The 17,524-nt window shown below is 55.7% G+C and carries 17 protein-coding genes; 11 read left to right on the top strand and 6 right to left on the bottom strand.

The features are described 5' to 3' along the window. Window positions 1–72: 72 nt before the first annotated feature. Window positions 73–540 carry a nuclear transport factor 2 family protein gene (locus IEX44_RS04625; RefSeq protein WP_188689438.1) on the bottom strand — a complete coding sequence of 156 codons (468 nt, stop codon included), beginning with the start codon at window positions 538–540 and terminating at the stop codon, window positions 73–75. Window positions 541–645: 105 nt separating this feature from the next. Between IEX44_RS04625 and IEX44_RS04620 the strand changes: the two genes are divergently transcribed. The 4 genes from IEX44_RS04620 (at window position 646) to IEX44_RS04605 (ending at window position 5,738) form a co-directional block, all read left to right on the top strand. Further along, complete coding sequence (locus tag IEX44_RS04620; protein ID WP_188689435.1) at window positions 646–1,212, top strand: TetR/AcrR family transcriptional regulator; 567 nt, start codon at window positions 646–648, stop codon at window positions 1,210–1,212. 395 nt (window positions 1,213–1,607) lie between these two features. Further along, window positions 1,608–3,203, top strand: a complete 1,596-nt coding sequence (locus IEX44_RS04615) for a carbohydrate-binding protein (protein ID WP_188689433.1) — start codon at window positions 1,608–1,610, stop codon at window positions 3,201–3,203. A gap of 109 nt (window positions 3,204–3,312) precedes the next feature. Then, window positions 3,313–4,167 carry a substrate-binding periplasmic protein gene (locus tag IEX44_RS04610; RefSeq protein ID WP_188689430.1) on the top strand — a complete coding sequence of 285 codons (855 nt, stop codon included), beginning with the start codon at window positions 3,313–3,315 and terminating at the stop codon, window positions 4,165–4,167. An 83-nt stretch (window positions 4,168–4,250) separates the two neighbouring features. Next, entirely contained in the window at window positions 4,251–5,738 is a 1,488-nt protein-coding gene (locus IEX44_RS04605) for a sensor domain-containing diguanylate cyclase (protein WP_188689427.1), read from the top strand. Window positions 5,739–5,771: 33 nt separating this feature from the next. On the opposite strand, the gene IEX44_RS04600 is transcribed toward IEX44_RS04605, so the two are convergent. Continuing rightward, complete coding sequence (locus tag IEX44_RS04600; protein WP_188689424.1) at window positions 5,772–6,743, bottom strand: FHA domain-containing protein; 972 nt, start codon at window positions 6,741–6,743, stop codon at window positions 5,772–5,774. Continuing rightward, entirely contained in the window at window positions 6,728–8,056 is a 1,329-nt protein-coding gene (locus tag IEX44_RS04595) for a S1 family peptidase (protein ID WP_188689421.1), read from the bottom strand. The genes IEX44_RS04600 and IEX44_RS04595 overlap by 16 nt, the downstream gene beginning before the upstream one ends. Before the next feature lie 194 nt (window positions 8,057–8,250). Here IEX44_RS04595 and IEX44_RS04590 point away from each other — a divergent pair, with 194 nt between their 5' ends. Continuing rightward, complete coding sequence (locus IEX44_RS04590) at window positions 8,251–8,805, top strand: DUF2199 domain-containing protein (protein WP_188689418.1); 555 nt, start codon at window positions 8,251–8,253, stop codon at window positions 8,803–8,805. A 211-nt stretch (window positions 8,806–9,016) separates the two neighbouring features. Next, window positions 9,017–9,319, top strand: a complete 303-nt coding sequence (locus tag IEX44_RS04585) for a PilZ domain-containing protein (protein WP_188689414.1) — start codon at window positions 9,017–9,019, stop codon at window positions 9,317–9,319. A gap of 138 nt (window positions 9,320–9,457) precedes the next feature. On the opposite strand, the gene IEX44_RS04580 is transcribed toward IEX44_RS04585, so the two are convergent. Then, window positions 9,458–10,069: a DUF4142 domain-containing protein gene (locus tag IEX44_RS04580; RefSeq protein ID WP_188689411.1), complete on the bottom strand. Its 612-nt coding sequence runs from the start codon at window positions 10,067–10,069 to the stop codon at window positions 9,458–9,460. 809 nt (window positions 10,070–10,878) lie between these two features. Here IEX44_RS04580 and IEX44_RS04575 point away from each other — a divergent pair. Both IEX44_RS04575 and IEX44_RS04570 read left to right on the top strand, forming a co-directional pair. Continuing rightward, window positions 10,879–11,415, top strand: coding sequence for a fimbrial protein (locus tag IEX44_RS04575; protein ID WP_229678750.1), 537 nt, complete (start codon window positions 10,879–10,881; stop codon window positions 11,413–11,415). Between the two features lie 226 nt (window positions 11,416–11,641). Beyond that, complete coding sequence (locus IEX44_RS04570) at window positions 11,642–12,382, top strand: fimbria/pilus periplasmic chaperone (protein WP_188689408.1); 741 nt, start codon at window positions 11,642–11,644, stop codon at window positions 12,380–12,382. Window positions 12,383–12,414: 32 nt separating this feature from the next. On the opposite strand, the gene IEX44_RS20890 is transcribed toward IEX44_RS04570, so the two are convergent. Further along, window positions 12,415–12,552 (bottom strand): hypothetical protein, encoded by a 138-nt coding sequence (locus IEX44_RS20890; protein ID WP_229678749.1) that lies wholly within the window; start codon window positions 12,550–12,552, stop codon window positions 12,415–12,417. On the opposite strand from IEX44_RS20890, the gene IEX44_RS04565 reads away from it, so the two are divergent. The 3 genes from IEX44_RS04565 to IEX44_RS04555 all read left to right on the top strand — a co-directional run bounded on the left by IEX44_RS04565 (window position 12,541) and on the right by IEX44_RS04555 (window position 16,948). Continuing rightward, on the top strand, window positions 12,541–15,147 hold the full coding sequence (locus IEX44_RS04565) for a fimbria/pilus outer membrane usher protein (RefSeq protein ID WP_188689405.1): 2,607 nt from the start codon (window positions 12,541–12,543) through the stop codon (window positions 15,145–15,147). The two genes, IEX44_RS20890 and IEX44_RS04565, sit on opposite strands and share 12 nt — an antisense overlap. A gap of 70 nt (window positions 15,148–15,217) precedes the next feature. Continuing rightward, window positions 15,218–16,378: a fimbrial protein gene (locus IEX44_RS04560; protein WP_194468901.1), complete on the top strand. Its 1,161-nt coding sequence runs from the start codon at window positions 15,218–15,220 to the stop codon at window positions 16,376–16,378. 51 nt (window positions 16,379–16,429) lie between these two features. Continuing rightward, window positions 16,430–16,948 (top strand): fimbrial protein, encoded by a 519-nt coding sequence (locus tag IEX44_RS04555; RefSeq protein ID WP_188689400.1) that lies wholly within the window; start codon window positions 16,430–16,432, stop codon window positions 16,946–16,948. A 130-nt stretch (window positions 16,949–17,078) separates the two neighbouring features. Here IEX44_RS04555 and IEX44_RS04550 read toward each other — a convergent pair whose 3' ends face one another. Then, a complete protein-coding gene (locus tag IEX44_RS04550; RefSeq protein WP_188689397.1) occupies window positions 17,079–17,384 on the bottom strand; it encodes a YmdA family protein in 306 nt (101 codons plus the stop codon). Window positions 17,385–17,524 lie beyond the last annotated feature (140 nt).

Below are 17,524 nucleotides of genomic sequence, written 5' to 3'. Positions count from 1 at the left end.
TGTTTCATCGGGGCTGGCCCGGCGTTTGTGACCATCACGCCAGCGGTAAACAACCCATCTCATGTGGCCAATTCAAAGCCCGAGTTCGGTCAACCCTGCATGTTCATCCGGCCGGCGCCCCAGTGCCCAGAAAAACTTCCGGTCAGATGCTTTGATGGGCGAGTCATTAATGCTGGCATGTCGCCGTGTCATCAACCCGAACTCGTTGAACTCCCAGTTTTCATTGCCATAACTGCGATACCACTGCCCGGCATCGTCATGCCACTCATAAGCAAACCGCACGGCGATGCGGTTATCTGAATGCGCCCAGATCTCCTTGATCAGCCGGTAGTCTAGTTCGCGCTGCCATTTGCGCTCCAGAAAGGCCTGCGCCTGTGCACGGCCGTGTACGAACTCGGCGCGATTGCGCCAGTCAGTGTCTTCGCTATAAGCCAGAACTACACGAGCAGGATCGCGGCTATTCCAGCCGTCTTCGGCAGCCCGGACTTTGGCGATGGCGGTTTCCAGCGTAAAGGGCGGCAGGGGTGGGCGGGTATCCATGATCAAGACTCCAGGGAGAGTGGATAAATATCATGTAGACAGGTTTGTCTACATCATAATGAGCGTACTCTAGAAGATGTAGACAGATTTGTCTACAATGACGGCATGAACACAGACCTGACCACTGACTTCAGCACCTTGCCTGCCCGCGAGCGCATCTTGCGGGTGGCGCATGATCTCTTTTATCGGGATGGCATCCGTGCGACCGGGATCGACCGGGTTATTGCCGAGGCTGGCGTTACCAAGGTGACGTTCTACCGCCATTACCCCAGTAAAAACGATCTGATCCGCGCGTTTTTGCAAGATCGGCATACCCGCTGGATGACCTGGTTTACGGACGCTTTGCAACGATATGGCGGTAGCGGACTGGCGATTCTTGTGCCCGTCCTGGCTGAATGGTTCGCCAGTGCCCAGTACCGTGGCTGTGCGTTTATCAATGCTGTGGCCGAGCAGGGCGGTGGGCTGGCAGATGCAGCGGATATTGCCCGGCAGCACAAAGCCCAGATGACCGGCGCTATTGCAACACTGCTACCCGCGTCGCCCAGCCGTGAGCGCATTGCGCTGGCCGCTGCCGTTGCGGTGGATGGCGCTATTGTGCGGGCACAAACAGAGGATTCGCCGCAATCGGCGCTGGATGCACTGGCGCTGCTTCTGGCCGTCTTGCCAGTCTGAGGCGGGCAAGACCACGGTTTTACGTATCAAAACGCCACCGCTCGTAAGAGACATGTGGCGTCAACCGTGGCAGTGGTTTTATCGCCCGGCCCGCTTGTTTGACTGACTGGTTACACGCGAATAACAGTGTGATCCTTGCGGGCTCTGGCGTAATGGCCTGACTGGTCTTTTCCTGACTTGCCACGATCTGCTGTGGTGGTCTCTTTCCCCTGAAAAACAGATGTAGAACATGACATTGACGCCATCCTGCATATGGCTGTAAATGTCGCCACCCTGGCCGTAGTACAGGCCGGGGCGGGGTCTACCCATGGGCGCGTACCGGCATCAGCCGGACAAACCACACAGAGGTGCAGCAGCACCCGTATTGTTTTTCACAACCCGGGATGGAGATACACATGAACCGCATTACGCGGGTGGCTTTGGCCGCCCTGCCTGCCGCGCTGGCGGCAAGCTACGCATTCGCTTCTTATCCGACATGGCAAGACGGTGGCACTTATTCCGCCGGCACCATCGTCTATTACAACGGCCACGATTACCAGGCGCTGGTTACGCAGACCGATTACGTTGGCGCTAACTGGAACCCGGCCGCGACCCCAAGCCTGTGGAAAGACCTGGGCGCTGACACCGGTGGGTCGGCCACACCAACGCCGACTCCCGCACCAACCCCCGTGCCAACCCCGGCGCCTACGCCGGCCCCGACCGCTGTGCCAACACCCGCGCCAACGCCAGTACCGACACCCGCACCGACACCATCGGGCAACTGTGCCGCAGCCTGGAATGCCAGCACGGCCTATAACGGCGGTGCAGTGGTGAGTTACAACGGCGTGAACTACAAGGCCAACTGGTGGACGCAAGGCGCGAATCCATCCACCAACAGCGGTGCAACGGGCTCTGGTCAACCGTGGACCGCCACCGGCAGCTGCTCGGGTGGTGCAACCCCGACACCAACACCCACGCCGACGCCGACACCGACACCGACACCGACACCAACGCCAACGCCAACGCCAACGCCAGCTCCGACACCGAGCGGTTCTGCTCCGACCTTTATCGACAGTCCGTACAAGGACGTGACGGTGAACACCAACTGGAATACCGATGGCATGCAAAGCCGTAATGCCGCCGGTACCGTCGTGGATGTGACTGCGGCCATGCCGTCGAACCTGTCGGCGCTGACCTGGGCATTTGTCACGGGCGAGTGCGGTTCTACATCGCCGTCGCCAGTGGGTGAGAACCTCGCAGGCATGCTGCCGGCCACGTTCTCTGCCACCAACGTCCCGATGTTCGTGAATGCAGGCAAGAAGTACGTGGTGTCGACCGGTGGTGCAGCGGGGATCTTCTCTTGCACGACCGATGCCGGCTTTACCAGGTTTGTGAACAACTACTACTCCGCCAACATGATCGGCGTCGACTTTGACATTGAAGCAGGCCAGACCCAGGCCCAGATCAATGATCTTGTCGCCCGCGTGAAGGTGGCGCAGAAGACCTGGCCTGCCATGCGCTTTAGCTTCACCATCGCCACGCTGGCCACCAGCCAGTCTGGTTCTGCCGTCGCGGTGGATATGGGCGCCAGTTCACCCAATCCGCTGGGTGATACCGGCAAGCAAGTCATGAGCGCGATCCAGTCGGCGGGTCTGACCAACTACACCGTCAACCTGATGGTGATGGACTACGGCAACCCGGCCTCCAATGCCGTATGCGTGGTCAGCGGTAGCCAGTGCCAGATGGGTCAGTCGGCCATCCAGGCCGCGATGGATCTGCACGGCTACTACAAGCTGCCGTACAACCAGATCGAACTGACGCCGATGATTGCCGCCAACGATACCGCTGGCGAGACCTTCACCTTGTCGGATGCCGATGTGATGTCCAGCTTTGTGAAGGCCAATGGCCTTGCAGGCGTGCATTACTGGTCGTTTGATCGCGACATTGCTGGTACCAACGGTCAAAGCAATCTGTCGTTCACCAACCGCTTTATCAGCGATCTGGGTCAATAACGCCTCTGCGATCCAGGGCCTGAGAGCCAGTGCAAAATCCGGCGGGTACTCCGCCGGATTTTTTTTGCCTGTCGTGCCCGTTACTACGCAAAGCGCTGCAGAGCGCGTTATGCTCTACACATATTTGAAGAAGCAACCATTCTGCCTGCCGGCCAGGTTGCCGCATTGTGGAGGGCACGTTTTGCGTATTTCTGGTTCTGGCCTTGCTGCCCTGTTTGCCCTGGCTTGTGCTCTGGCGCCCGCAGCGGAGCCGCTCAAGCTCGTATCCGGCAACGGCTATTTACCCTTTACTGACAATGGCTTGCCCGACGGGGGCATCTTCACTGCTATTGTCCAGCGCAGTCTTGCGGTCGCTGGCTACAGTTCGACGGTCGACTGGCTGCCTTGGGCGCGGGGTTATAAAGACACGCTCGAAGGCCGCTACGCCGCGACCTTTCCCTACGTGCAAACGCCTGAACGCGCCGCGCAGTACCTGTTTTCTGATCCGGTGGTGCAGATGACAACCTATCTGTACGGCCGCGCCGATGGTCAGGAAATCACCCTCAAACCGGGCGCGCTGAAAGACAAGGTGCTTTGTCTGCCGGCCGGGTTTGTGGTGCTGCCTTCGGTTTACAAATTAATGGGGACCAATACTCCGCACACCGAAACACCGGCCGATATGAGCGCCTGTGCAAGTATGGTGGCGTTGGGCCGTGCCGATTTTTTCGTCGCCAATAGCCTGCTGGGCGAACTGGTCATGCGCAAATTGCCTTCGGGTTATCCGAAACTGGCTGCATCTGTGCAACCACTGGATGTCCGTGCGCTGTATTTCATTGCGCCGCGCAATCAGCCAGGTTCCGCCGTACTGATCGCCCGCTTCAATAAAGGGCTGGCGCAATTGCATACCGACAAGACTTGGGACCAATTGATGAGCCGCTACGTGACGACGATGATTGAACGGCACGCTGCGACCGCGATGCGCTGACGGTTTTGCGTGCTACAAAGCCATGGGCGACGTGCGCCTGCAAGCGCATTAGAATGACGGCAACATAAGACCACAGGTGTGTCATGTCTCAGCTCCCTCCCGCTGCACCCGCCAATACCGATGATGCCTGGATGTTTGACCTGGCACCGGTTTCACTCTGGGTAGAGGACTACAGTGCCATGCGCGTGTTGTTTGATACCTGGCGTGCGCAGGGCGTGACAGATATCCGGGCCTGGTTTACTGAAGACCCAAAACGGGTCGCGCAGTGTTCTGAATGCATCAAGGTGGTCAAGGTCAACCAGAAGACGCTCACTCTGTTCGAGGCAGATAGTCTGGAACACCTGATTGGTGGGCTGGATCGGGTGTTTCGGGACGATATGTTCAAAGAACACCTGGAAGAACTGGTGCAACTCTGGTCGGGCGAAACCCATTTTTTAAGCCAGACCGTCAACTACACACTCACCGGCCGCCGGCTGGATGTACTGCTGCGTGGCACGGTGCTGCCAGGACATGAAAACAAGTGGGACCGCGTGCTGGTGGCCGTGGAAGACATCACCGAACTGGAGCGCGCGCGTCATCGGGCGGCGTTGTCGGCACAGTACGCGCGCGGTTTGTTTGAGCACTCGCCGGTGTCTCTGTGGGTGGAGGACTTCAGCTCGGTCAAGGCCTTGCTGGATGATGTACGCGCTCAGGGCATTCGTGATCTGCGGGTATTTACAGATGTGCACCCGGAGTTCATTGAGCGGTGCATGGAAGAAATCCAGGTCATTGACGTCAATCAGCACACATTGCAGCTATTTGCGGCGCCTGACAAAAAAACGTTATTGAGCCGCCTGCGTGATGTGTTCCGTGACGACATGCGCTCGCATTTTCGCGAACAGCTGATTGATCTGTGGGACAACAAACTCTTTCAGCAGCGCGAAGTGCTGAACTACTCGCTGGATGGCAATGAGGTCAACGTCCACCTCCAGTTTGCCGTGCTGACCGGCCACGAGCAGCGCTGGGATATGGTACTGGTCGCGCTGACTGACATCACTGCCCGCAAAAAAGCCGAGGCGTATCTGGAGTTCCTGGGCAAGCATGATGTACTCACCAAGCTGCGCAATCGTTCTTTCTATGTGGACGAATTGAACCGGCTGGAGCGCAAAGGGCCGTTTCCGGTCACGGTCATTATTGCTGACCTCAATGGTCTGAAAGGCGTGAACGATCAACTGGGCCATGCAGCGGGGGATACCTTGTTGCGCCGTGCTGGCGAAGTCTTTGCCAAAGCGATTGAAGCCCCCCAATACGCGTCGCGCATTGGTGGTGACGAGTTCGCCATTCTGCTACCGGGTACTGATGAGCGTGGCGGGCAGGCAGTGATTGACAGCGTGCATCATCTTATTGAATTGAATAACCAGTTCTACCCGGGTGCGACACTGAGCTTTTCCATGGGCATGGCCACATGCCATCGCGGTGAGCGACTGGAAGCCACCGTGCAACATGCCGACTTGCTGATGTATGAAGAAAAACGTGCGTACTACGCCAATACGCCTTCGGCTGAACGCCGGCTGGGGCTCAAGGCGGACTAAGCCAGGTAGTGGCCTGATCAAGCGAGGACCCGGTTAATCCGGGTCTTTGCCTTTTTGCAACGCGCTGTCCCGCACGTCAGACAGATCATCAAAGAAGGTCCCCGCCGGTTGTACCTTCAACACGCTTAACGGCAACAGTTGCAGATCATTGTTGAAAGGCAGATCACGGCTGAAAGTGTGTTCGTCGCGGTAACTGGAGAGCAACAGAAAGCCGCACATGACCACCAGACCGGTACCGATCAACGTGTACAACTTGCGTCGCGACAGGGCCGTGGCCAGTTTCAGATGCAAATAGGCCATGATGGCCATCACGGCCAGCCAGACCAGACTGGATACAATCAACGCCGGCGCGCTGTCATGCGCCAGATACCCCAGCCGTATCTCGAACGCTTGCAGCAGCAGGCTGGCCAGCGCCAGAAGAGAGCCAAGCGAAATATATTCAAACAGCACAGCCCGATGATTCAACAACCGCGCCAGCAACGCCCAGATACTGGCCCACAGTAACGTACCCAGCAGCAAGGTACCGGCTGTGACGGCGGTATCGGAGGGTTTGATCTGCGTGAACACCTGTGTATTACTGCCCCAGGTCAGCAAGCCGACATTGAGTGCCAGCAACGCCAGCATGATCCACACATTGCCCAGTAATTGGGATACCCGCCACAGCAGACCATCCTGCAACACCGTGGGGGCGATCGCGGATTGAACGCCGCGGAACTGCAATTGGGTTCGCCCGATGCGCACCCGATCATCATTATGGATTTGCTTCAAGGTGAAGCGCTGACGAAGACCACTATAACTGCCGTTCTCGCTGGACAGGTCTTCCACCACCCAACCGCCTTCCGGGCCGGGTTCAATGGTGAGATGACGTGCCGAAACCGCTTCATCATCCACGATCAGATCATTGCTGTAATCACGGCCGACATGCACGGGGAAACGCGTGAATTTCTGGCGCTGTGCCACCCGGCCATGGCGGTCCAGGATCTCCAGGATCAGTGGTTCGACCATGTCACCGCCCCCAGGAATTTGCGGCCCAGCCGTACCGCGTTGTCATAGCTGACCCCGCCCAGTACCAACCGGTTGATAAGACCGCTTTGGGTTTGATCCAGCGTTGCACTCATGATCACCGCATCAAACAGCCCTGGCAGTTTGCGATGCGCGCGCAGGCAAAAGATGTACTTGAGCGGCAGGCCGTCAGGCTGGCGGACAAACGACGTATTGCAGGCAAAGTTGCCTACATCTTCACGCGTGGCATCCGGCACCCGAGGGCCCACGCCCAATTGCGAGCCATACAGATGCGCAAACTGTAAATCACTCAGACCCTTGCCCTGCACATAACTACGGCTGTAGTGCACGGTGCCGGTTTCGTAGTCTTCGGTCAGGAAAATATTGCTTTGCGAGCCACAGACCATGGTCAGCGAGGTATAGCGTTTTTCTTCGCCGTGTTCCTCGTTGCTCCAGCAGCGGAAAAAATCCGACCAGTCCCGCGGGGTGCGGTAATGATCCAGCGTATCGGTGGTCAGCGGCGCGGCCAGTAACCGTGTAGCCAGCGCATTCTGTTCGGCTACCAGTTGGGTATCCATCAGTTTGAGCATTTGCGCGGCACTATTGATCGGCGCGTTGGCACGTTGCTGCAAGAGGGCAACGGCGTATCGGGCTGGCACCAGAAAACCGACATCGTTGCCTGAAGTTGCGACATTGATGCCGATAACCCGGCCCGCTTCGGTCATGGTCGGGCCGCCGCTCATGCCGGGGTTGATCGCGCCGGTGAAATGAATTTGCTCACGCAGGCTTTTAGGTAACAGGCCGTTATACAGGCCGCGCACGATGGTGAAATCCAGATCAAGCGGAATGCCGAAAGAATACAGCGTGGTGCCTTTATCCAGCGGGCCGGCATCCAGCGTCAGGTGCGTGCCCAACGGTGTGGCCAGTTTCAGCAATGACAAGTCATGCACGACATCGAAACCGGAAATCGCCAACGGTACGACACTCCCGTTGGCCCGAACCGCCTCGGCGCGGAAGGATTCCGGGTGCCAGACCACCTCTGAAATGACGTGGAAGTTGGAAATCACATGGCCCGCGTCATCGACCGCAAAACCGGTACCGAGCGCGGTACGGTTGTTGCTGCGCTTGTCCATGATGCGTATTTGCACCACAGCATCCTTATACTGACGAAAAACCTGAGGGGTGTCTGCCAATGCGGTTTCTGCCGCGCTGGCAGAGAAGCCACACAGCAAAACACAACTGGCAAAAAGGGCGAGGAGGGTGTTCAAGTGGGTGCGCAGGCCGTGAAGAACAAAGGTGTATGTTTTAAGACTCATCTTACCTGTGCCCCTCCTGTTGTGCGATCAGTCTTTCAGGATTTGTCACCAAACCACAACGCACGCTGACGGTGAAGCGTGCCAGGCCATACAGCCGGGGTGATGTCTGTTGCAGGCAGGTCAGCAGCAGTGGACGGTCCGCCAGCGCTGCGGCTAGAGTGACGGACTTGCCGCACCCGATCACGAGCACCGCTATGCATAACCGCTACTCCTTTACCTGCACCCGCTGCGGACAAACCCACGTCTGCGACACCGGTTGCGCCTTTGAAGTGCCCTATCACTACTTCAATCTGAGCGACGAACAAAAGCAATCCATCGCCGCTATCGACACTGACTTTTGCCGCATCCAGCATGCGCAGCAGACAGACTATTTTGTGCGTGCCGTGCTCGAAATGCCGGTACATGACGACCAGGATCTAATGTATAGCTGGTACGTCTGGATCGCTATTGATGAAGCGGCGTGGCTGGATTACCAGAACTTCTTGCGCGGGACTGCCCCGGCGCAGAAAGCGGCAGGCTGGTTGGCCAATCAGCTGCCGGGCTACCCCGACACCCTCAACCTGTCCGTCGAACTGCTCCCCCGCGGTGGTGGTTTGCGTCCACTCGCGTTTGTGCAACGTATTCCGCAGCAAATGGCGCATCCGTTGCTACAAGACCAGTACGGCGGCTTTAGCGTGATCAAGCTGCGCAGCCTCTCTGAACACCTGGTGCATGGCACGGGTGCCGTAGGCCCGGCCAGCACGGTCTGACCCGATACTGGTCAGCTAGTCGCAAGCTGCTGGCTGACCAGCACCCCATCAGGCCGGCGTTCGCCGGCCTTGTTTTTGACCCGCCGGCGCGCGCCGGAAGTCATCCCGTTCCCACGAATTTCTCTTGTCATGGCAGCATGTTGCTCAATCCGGTGATACGCCGGATTCGATAACTACAACACTGCAACCGCCAGGCAAGGAATAGCTGGAGATGGGGAACCAGGAAAAACGCAGCGCACGGCGTGTTCCAGTCAATTGTGAAGTCAAACTACGTTTTCGCGACGCCGCACCGTCTCAATACGGTATCTGCACTGACTTGAGCGTCGGTGGCATGACCGTACGGAGCAGCTACGTGCCGCGTCTGGAAGAAGTTTTTGATGTTCTGATGATGCCGCCTGCCGTGGGTGGCAGCCGTAAACCCTTTGCTGCCACGGTCAGGGTGCGCCGCTGCCATGAGCTGGAGCGGGGCAAGCTCTATGAATTAGGGCTCGAAATCGTGGAAGTCCTGCAATGACGACCGTCATGACTGAGCCGGCCTGTGGGGTTTAAACCGCAGGCCAGGTGCCAGCACAACTAATGATTGTTCAGCCAAGAAAACATGTCGCCATGCGGCCTGTGCCTCGTCCGGCAATGATCCGCTCTTACCACGGTGTTAACCCGCCGGAGGCTTATGGTCTGTCGGCAGCGGTTTGACCGACCGTAGCTGTCGTGCGGAAATCTGCTGGATGGCGTGCAGATGCGCTTGCAACAAGGGCAGGTTCTGCGCCGCAAACTGACGGATATCCAGATCATTGCCAGACTCCGCTTCTTTCTCAAACAAATGCACCGCATCCTGGTGTGCCGTCACCTGAAACTGGATGTACGCGGCATCAAAGGCATCGTCCTTCAAGCCAGACAGCCTGGTCATGGTGGCTTTCAGATCGGCCGGACTTTGCGGCGGCACGGCGTGTTTCTTGCCGCGTGCCAGTTTGGTCAGTTTATCCGCCAGGTGCTGATGATCTTCAATCATGTGCCCAGCAAAGTCCTGCACGTCTTTACCTTTACCTTGTTTCAACGCCAGTTTGCTGGTGGCAATTTCAGCCGTACCGGCTTCACCAACCTTATCGATAAACGCCACGTCATCGGGTGCCAGGCGGGCATTGGCAGCGGTCGAGGCTTCGCGCTCGACAATCCCGCCGCGTGATGCCGCATCGTTGACGGCATAAAGCTGAACACAAGACAGACCCAACACAGCGGCCAGGGTAGGGGGAAAGAGACGGTGCATGATGTTCTCCTTGTCAGACCAGGATGGCATGCAGTGAGCATGAACCGGAGCACGCGAAATGCATGTCGGACCAGCACGGGCCACCGCAGCCAAATGTGCTGCAACGGGTGTCGGCATGTACTGGCAAAGGCGGGGACAGGCTAAAAAACGGGGACCGCAAGGCCCCCTTGAAAGGCGCATCGCAACGTCATGGGGTCCCACCGCCATCGCTAAACGGTGTGCACGTTGATCAGCACGCCTTCATGGTCGCGCCAATCACCAGCGCATGCTATCGGCGCGCATCCTACGCGGCGTAAGACGGTCCTGGAGCGGCAAGGTCTTGCCAACGCATCCGCACCGCGTGGCCAAAAGCCGTAGGGTGTCGCCCGTCATGGGCCCCCGTTCATTGCCATTCACACCCCCTCAAGCAGCGTGCAACAGCCAGACTCGGGGTTGTTTGTTCGTACCAGAAACCGCCGCTGATTGGCCCCTGAGATTGGCTCGCACGCGCGGTGAGCCACGCGGCGGTCGCAAACACAGCTTTTTACCTGGCCTGTTTTAAGAATTTACCTAGAGCGCATTGAACCTCTCCTCATGTTTTTCGAGATGCCCCATCCCCATAATTCGCCCATCTCAAGTGACATATCGTTTAACCGGTTGTAAACCCGGCAATAAGCGGTGGTGATTTGAGGACTTCTGGGTGAATTATTTTTTATAGATATTTGCCCATCGGGGAATGTGTGCGAAAAGCAAATGCAATAAATGGCGATTGCGATTCAAGCATTTTTTGTTTGCACATTATCAACATATTTATCTTGGGTTATCGAAAAATGAAAATCTCTGCTATCTCCGCTATTTTCGCAATTGCAATGGGCGTTGCTGCTGTAGGCGCACAAGCTGCAGGTGGCGGCAAGATCACCATCAATGGTGAAATCGTGGACGCGACTTGTACCGTGACAGGCGAAGGCGGCGCTGCTGACTTTGCCGTTAATCTGCCGAAGGTTAGCAAGGCTGACCTGGCTGCCAAAGATGACGTTGCGGGTGCCACCCCGTTCACGCTGACGCTGACCAACTGCCCGACAGGCAAGATGGTTTACCCGTTCTTCCAGTTCGGTTCTAACACCCTGGCCAACGGCCATCTGAAGAACGCGACGGGTACCGCGACCAACGTTGATGTGCAACTGCTGGATACCGCTGGTACTGCCATTGATGTCAGCAAGACTTCTGGTGCCCAAGGTGCTACCCCGATGGCAACCGATGCAACTGGCGCCGTTAACCTGGTTTACGGTGCTCGTTACATTGCCACTGGCGCAGCTACTTCCGGTACCGTCGTGACTGACGTGACCTACACCATGACTTACCAATAATTGTTGTTATTCATCGCCGCTAACGACCGGCAATGATTAAGGGCGGGCTGGGCAGCTATGCCCAGTCCGCCCGTTTTACATTGAATTGAATTAATCGTAACAACGTAACAAGCAATAAATATAGATCGCCACTGACGGGCCAATGGACATTGCTCTGCCGCATGATCCGCATCAGAAAATAATGCCCTGGGTGATTCAGCTTTTTTCTATTTTCTGGTGAATTATCGTGAATATTCGTAACCTCATTTCTCATGTGTCAGCAGTGGCAGTGCTCATTGCTGGTGCATTGCTGCCATTTAATGCGCAAGCCTCAATAGTATTGGCGGGTACCCGCGTTGTATTTAATGCGGCAGATACTGAAGTCACCCTCAAAATGACCAATAACGGCAAATTGCCCGGTTTGGCTCAGGTATGGCTGGATACCGGTGATGCGGATGCAGACCCCACCAAGGTCAGTGTGCCATTTTTGCTGACGCCCCCGGTGGCCCGCATTGATCCGACCAAATCCCAGACTGTGCGTATCACCTACACCGGTGAGCCGTTAGCCCAGGATAAAGAAACGCTGTTCTGGTTCAACATGCTGGAAATCCCGCCCAAGCCAGATGCCAAAGAGGCAAGCGCCAACTACATGCAACTGGCTTTCCGCTCCCGCATCAAGTTTTTCTATCGGCCAGCCGGGCTGAGTATTTCGCCGACAGAAGCGCCCAAAAAACTGACCTGGCACGCCAGCACGCAAGCCGGCAAACCTGCACTGCAAATCAATAACCCCACCCCGTATTACATCACCGTGGCTGAAGCCACAGTGGGGCGAGATGCCAATGTACCCAAATCCACAGACAGCATCATGGTTGCGCCGGGCGGCAACGCGCTGATGCCCATGTCGGCTTCGGTGAAATCTGGCCAGGTGTTTTTCCAGACAGTGGATGACTACGGCGCATCACTGAAATATGACGCCGCGCTGCAATAAGCCGGAACACCCAATCAGCAAGCCAGCAAACCTCAAAACGTAAACGTCAGATAACGCGGTATGCAGTCCAGCGCATACCACTCCTTGTCCAGATCAAACGGCTTTTCCGGGGTGCCGGAGGGGCGAGTGTTGTCCGTAGATAGAGTTAAACCAAAATCATGAGCAATCATAAGAATACCCTCGCGGAACCCCGTTTCTTTCGTTTGCACCTGAATCCGGTGACTGCCGCAATTCTGGTGGCTTTCTCTACGGGCTATAGCGCGGCCGACGAAATTGTCATGGCGGTCCCGCCGCTGCAAACATCGCTGATGGCCGTGGAATTCAACCCTGACTTTTTGTCAGGCCATGGTGCCAAAATTGACGTGAGCCGTTTTAATAACGGCAACGTGGCTTTACCAGGGCAGTACCGGGCCGCCGTGTATGTCAACCAGATCTGGGTGGGCATGACGGAAGTCTCACTGAAGGAAATAGAAGCGGGCTCAAAGAATGTTCAGCCCGTTTTTGACCGTCAGCTGCTTGAGCGCATGGGCGTAGACATGACGCGTTTGTCTGAAGACGCGCGCCTGAAGCTTGATCTGGCTGCCGTTGGCCGCGTTGCTGTATTGCCAGACCTGATTCCGGATGCCCGGGCCATTTTTGACAATGGCGAACAACGGCTGGATGTCAGCATCCCGCAGGCGTTCATGAGCCGCAATGCGCGGGGTTGGGTAGACCCGGAATTCTGGGATGACGGCGTACCCGCTGCCACATTGCAGTATAACGCCAACGTGTACCGCAACCAGGGCAGCAACAGCGACGCCAACACCCAGGGGTATCTGGGTTTGAACGCCGGTTTGAATGCCGGGCCGTGGCGCCTGCGTTACAGCGGTAACGTCACCAAATCCACCAACACTTCAACGCATGTACAGAGTGTTCAGACTTATGTGCAACGCGCCATCATTCCGCTTAAAAGCCAGCTGACCATTGGCGATAGCTTTACAGATGGCAGCGTATTCGACAGCTTTGGCTTGCGCGGCGTCACGCTGGGTACGGACGATCGCATGTACCCGCAGTCTGAACAGGGTTATGCGCCGGTGGTGCATGGCATTGCCAACAGCAACGCCAAAGTGCAGATCAAGCAGAACGGCAACATTATTTACGAGACCACGGTTGCCCCGGGGCCATTTGAAATTTCAGACCTGTACGCCACCGGTTACGGGGGCGATCTGCAGGTGGTGGTCACAGAGGCAGACGGCAGCCAGCATATTTCTGCGGTGCCTTACGCAGCACCGGTGAACGCCATGCGCGCCGGCCGTACGCGGTACAGCGTGTCTGCCGGCCAATACCGTGATGCCTCAATCAGCGCCTCGCCGTTTGTGTTCCAGGGCAATGCCCAGCATGGTTTCAATAACCTGCTCACGGGTTATGGCGGGGTGATTGTGGGCGAAGACTATATGTCTGCCGCCGTGGGTGCAGGGCTCAATACCGCTGTAGGGGCGTTTGGTCTGGATGTGACGGAGTCTGCCACCAGTTTGCAGTCGCAATCCAAATACGGGCAGAGCATTCGTGGCTCTTACTCGCGTTTGATTGCGCCTACTAACACTAACCTCACGCTGGCCGCTTACCGCTATTCCACGCATGGTTATTTGAACTACGCAGATGCCATGCATATGCGTGACCTGGAGCAGCGTAAGGCTAACGGTGATGTGGGCAGCATGAGCGGCATTCAAAAGGGGCGCTTGCAGCTCACGCTGAACCAGTCGCTCAACCAGTGGGGCTCGCTGTATGTCTCTGGTTACACGCAGAACTACTGGAACCGTAACGGCAACGATACCCAGTTCCAGGGTGGTTATAACACCAGCATTGGTGCCATTGGGCTGGGTTTCTCTGCTGCGCGTACTTTTGACACGGATAACGGCCGCTGGAACAACCGCTACATGGCCACGTTGTCCATGCCGCTGGGTATTGGCTCACGCGTGCCGTCGTCGTCCACCAGCGTTTCGCATGACACGCGTGATAACAGCAACCAGGTGCAGGAAAGTATTAACGGCACGTTGGGCCAGGATAGCCAGTTTGGTTATGGCATTAACGCCAGCCGCACGACTGCCAACGGCAACGCCACCAGCAACTTGGGGGCGAATGCCTCTTATCAAACACCGTATGCACGTCTGAGTGCATCGGCCAGCCGTGGTAACGGTTACACCCAGACCAGCGCCGGTTTGTCTGGCTCCGTGGTGGCCACGCAAGACGCTGTAGCGCTGAGCGGCAGCTCCGGCAATACCTTTGCCATGATCGAGGCCAAAGACGCCGTGGGCGCACGCGTGCCATCGCAGCCGGGCGCCCGGATTGATCCGTTTGGTCATGCGTTGGTGGTGGGCATGAGCCCGTACAGCATGAACAACGTGGAGATCGACACCAAGGGTCTGCCCATGGGCGTGCAACTGAAAACCACAGAGCAACGTTTTGCCCCAACCGATGGCGCGGTGGTGAAAGTGAAGTTTGAAACAGAAAACAAGGGTCAGGCCGTCATGCTGCGCGTCACCCGCGCTAATGGTGAGGCACTGCCGTTTGGTGCAGATGTGTTTGATGTCGCAGGCAAGAGCGTGGGTTCGGTCACGCAAGGTGGCCGCGTATTGGTTTATGGCCAGCCCGCATCGCAAAACAATGTGCTGCAAGTGAAATGGGGTGAGCAACAAGGCCAGAGCTGTTCGCTGAGTTATTCCATGCCCAAGGATGGCAACGGCAAACCCGCACCATTCTATTTTGTTGATGGCCATTGCCAATAAAGCAATGACACAGGGCGGCCGTACCAAACCAGGTCATTGGGTTTAAAGCGGCTGCATATAAAGGTTGAACATGAATTTACTCAGAATGAAATCTTTGCTGATGGGGTTGGTAGTTGCATTGCTGGCCGGGTATGCCGTCAATAGCCATGCTGCACCCGTATCTCCAACATCTATTACATGTACTTATACCGGCGGCGCATCCATTCCGATGCCGCCATCAATTAGCATTACGACGGATACGGATGCATTGCCTAATGGGTCCTTGCTCTCTGCTTGGAGCAGCGCGATAGCCGGTACCGCACGTTGTGCCCTTACTGGAGACGGTGCCACAATTATAACCTCCCTTTTTCCGTATATTGGTGACTCCACTGGGCAGGTTGTCAATGTAAGTGGCCCGGATGGTATTACCTACCCGTTTGACGTATTCCAGACGGGCATTCCAGGTATTGGTTTTATTGTCTATTACACGGGTCATCAAAAATCCCAGAGGGCATTAAAGGCATTGAAGTGGGATACGCCGGTCGCTCCTGACTGGAACATCGACAATGCGGCACAGGCATCAACTTCGGGGCGCCTGGGCACTGACACACTTAATGTTACTGTGGGTGCTTACGTCATTCAGGCTCGTTTTGTTAAAATAGGCACCATTAAAAAAGGTGTGTCAACGACTAATTTGAGTGCGTTGACCTTGCATTATGACTCCTGGGTGACCCCGCAAAATAATAATGTATTTTATTATTATCCCACTTTTAGTGGTTTCTTCACCATTCCGTTTTCTAGTACTACATTTAATGTTCAGGTGCCGACCACCTGTGCCGTGAATTCCAATTCAACTAATTTAAATATTGATTTGCCATCTGTAAAAACGGTGGATTTTGATGTCGTGAATAGCGTAGCCAAAAAAACGGCATTCAATATTAATCTGCAAAACTGCGTTAAACAGCCCGTGATCTCCATGACGGTCTCTGCCCTGGCCGATACGGATAGTGCGCTGCCGGGCGTCATGAAATCCACCGGTTCTGCGTCTGGTATTGGTCTGCAGTTGGTAAACAACGTTAACGGGACAGCCACACCGGTCACCTTGGGTGCTGCAATGAACGCGGGCACGGTAACGGGCCCGGATGGTTCTGCGTATAGCATTCCCATGTATGTGCAATACATCAAGACCAAGACGGATATGACACCGGGTGATGTCAAAGCCCACGCCACGGTTACGTTCTCTTATGACTGAGTGCGCTATTTACCAGACTCATTTGATATTGCAGATTACAGGGTAAGAGCCATGAAAAAATTAATAGGGTTACTGGCCACGCTGGCTTTGGGTTATACCGCGCAATCCTTTGCGGTGGATGCAGATTTGTATTTCACCGGTACACTCACTGCGCCATCTTGCACTGTAGATGGGGACGCCACAGTCCAGCTGCCCCCAGCGTTAACGCACGATATGAATGCGGCAGGTGCGCCCACTACGTTTTCCCCAACTGCTTTTAATATTTCTTTAAGCAATTGTACCAATGTGGAAACGGTCACCATGACGTTATCTGCCACGACAGACACATTGCCCAGCGTACTGAAAAATACCGGAACCGCCGGCGGTGTGGGTGTTCAGTTACTGAAAGCAAATGCGGTCAACGATAAAACAGGCACGCCGCTGGATTTCACTGCGCCATTGGTGATGAGCAAAATAGATAGCAATACGGTGATGACGATTCCATTTGTGGCGCAATATTATGTTCTGGCCCAACCGGTGACGCCGGGTAAAGTGGCTGCCATGGCGACATTTAATTTTACGTACAAATAAACAGATCAAACCCAACGTGGTTTATCAGGCATGATTTAAAAAAAATGCACCTTTTCAGGTGCGTTTTTTTGTACCAGTCTTTGTTGTGGTATTTGCCTGTTTCGCTTGGCATTCACTCATTCAAAGATATTCAAAGATACTCAGTGGTCACAATGGCCAGTTTTTCTTGCTTGTTGGCCGGTGCGGTGCTTTGCACAGGTTCTACGGTGGTTTTGGTTTTAACTGCATCAATATGCGTTTGCGCGTGGTTTGCCACCTTGGCATCGCAACCAGACAAATGGGTTTGCATGCTGAGGGTGGATACCTGAACCTGGCAGGTGTCTTCCACAATGGCACCGGTAAACGTGATGGTGCCGCCGGTTTGCGTGGCGCTTGCGTGTGCGCTTAATGCCAACAGGGCCAATGCCGGGATCATCATCTTGTATGCATTTGTCATTATATTCTCCGTATTCCAGTGAAATGTGATTAAAAACTGCTATCAGATTAATCCTGTTTTTGGGCGCAAAGAGAAAATAGCGGAGGAACTGTTGCGTTCATCGCAGCAGGCACAAAAAGACGGCCCAATTTATGCAAACG

It is taken from the genome of Silvimonas amylolytica (assembly GCF_014645555.1).
GTDB lineage: Bacteria > Pseudomonadota > Gammaproteobacteria > Burkholderiales > Chitinibacteraceae > Silvimonas > Silvimonas amylolytica.
This window is presented reverse-complemented; position numbering and strand designations above follow the sequence as displayed.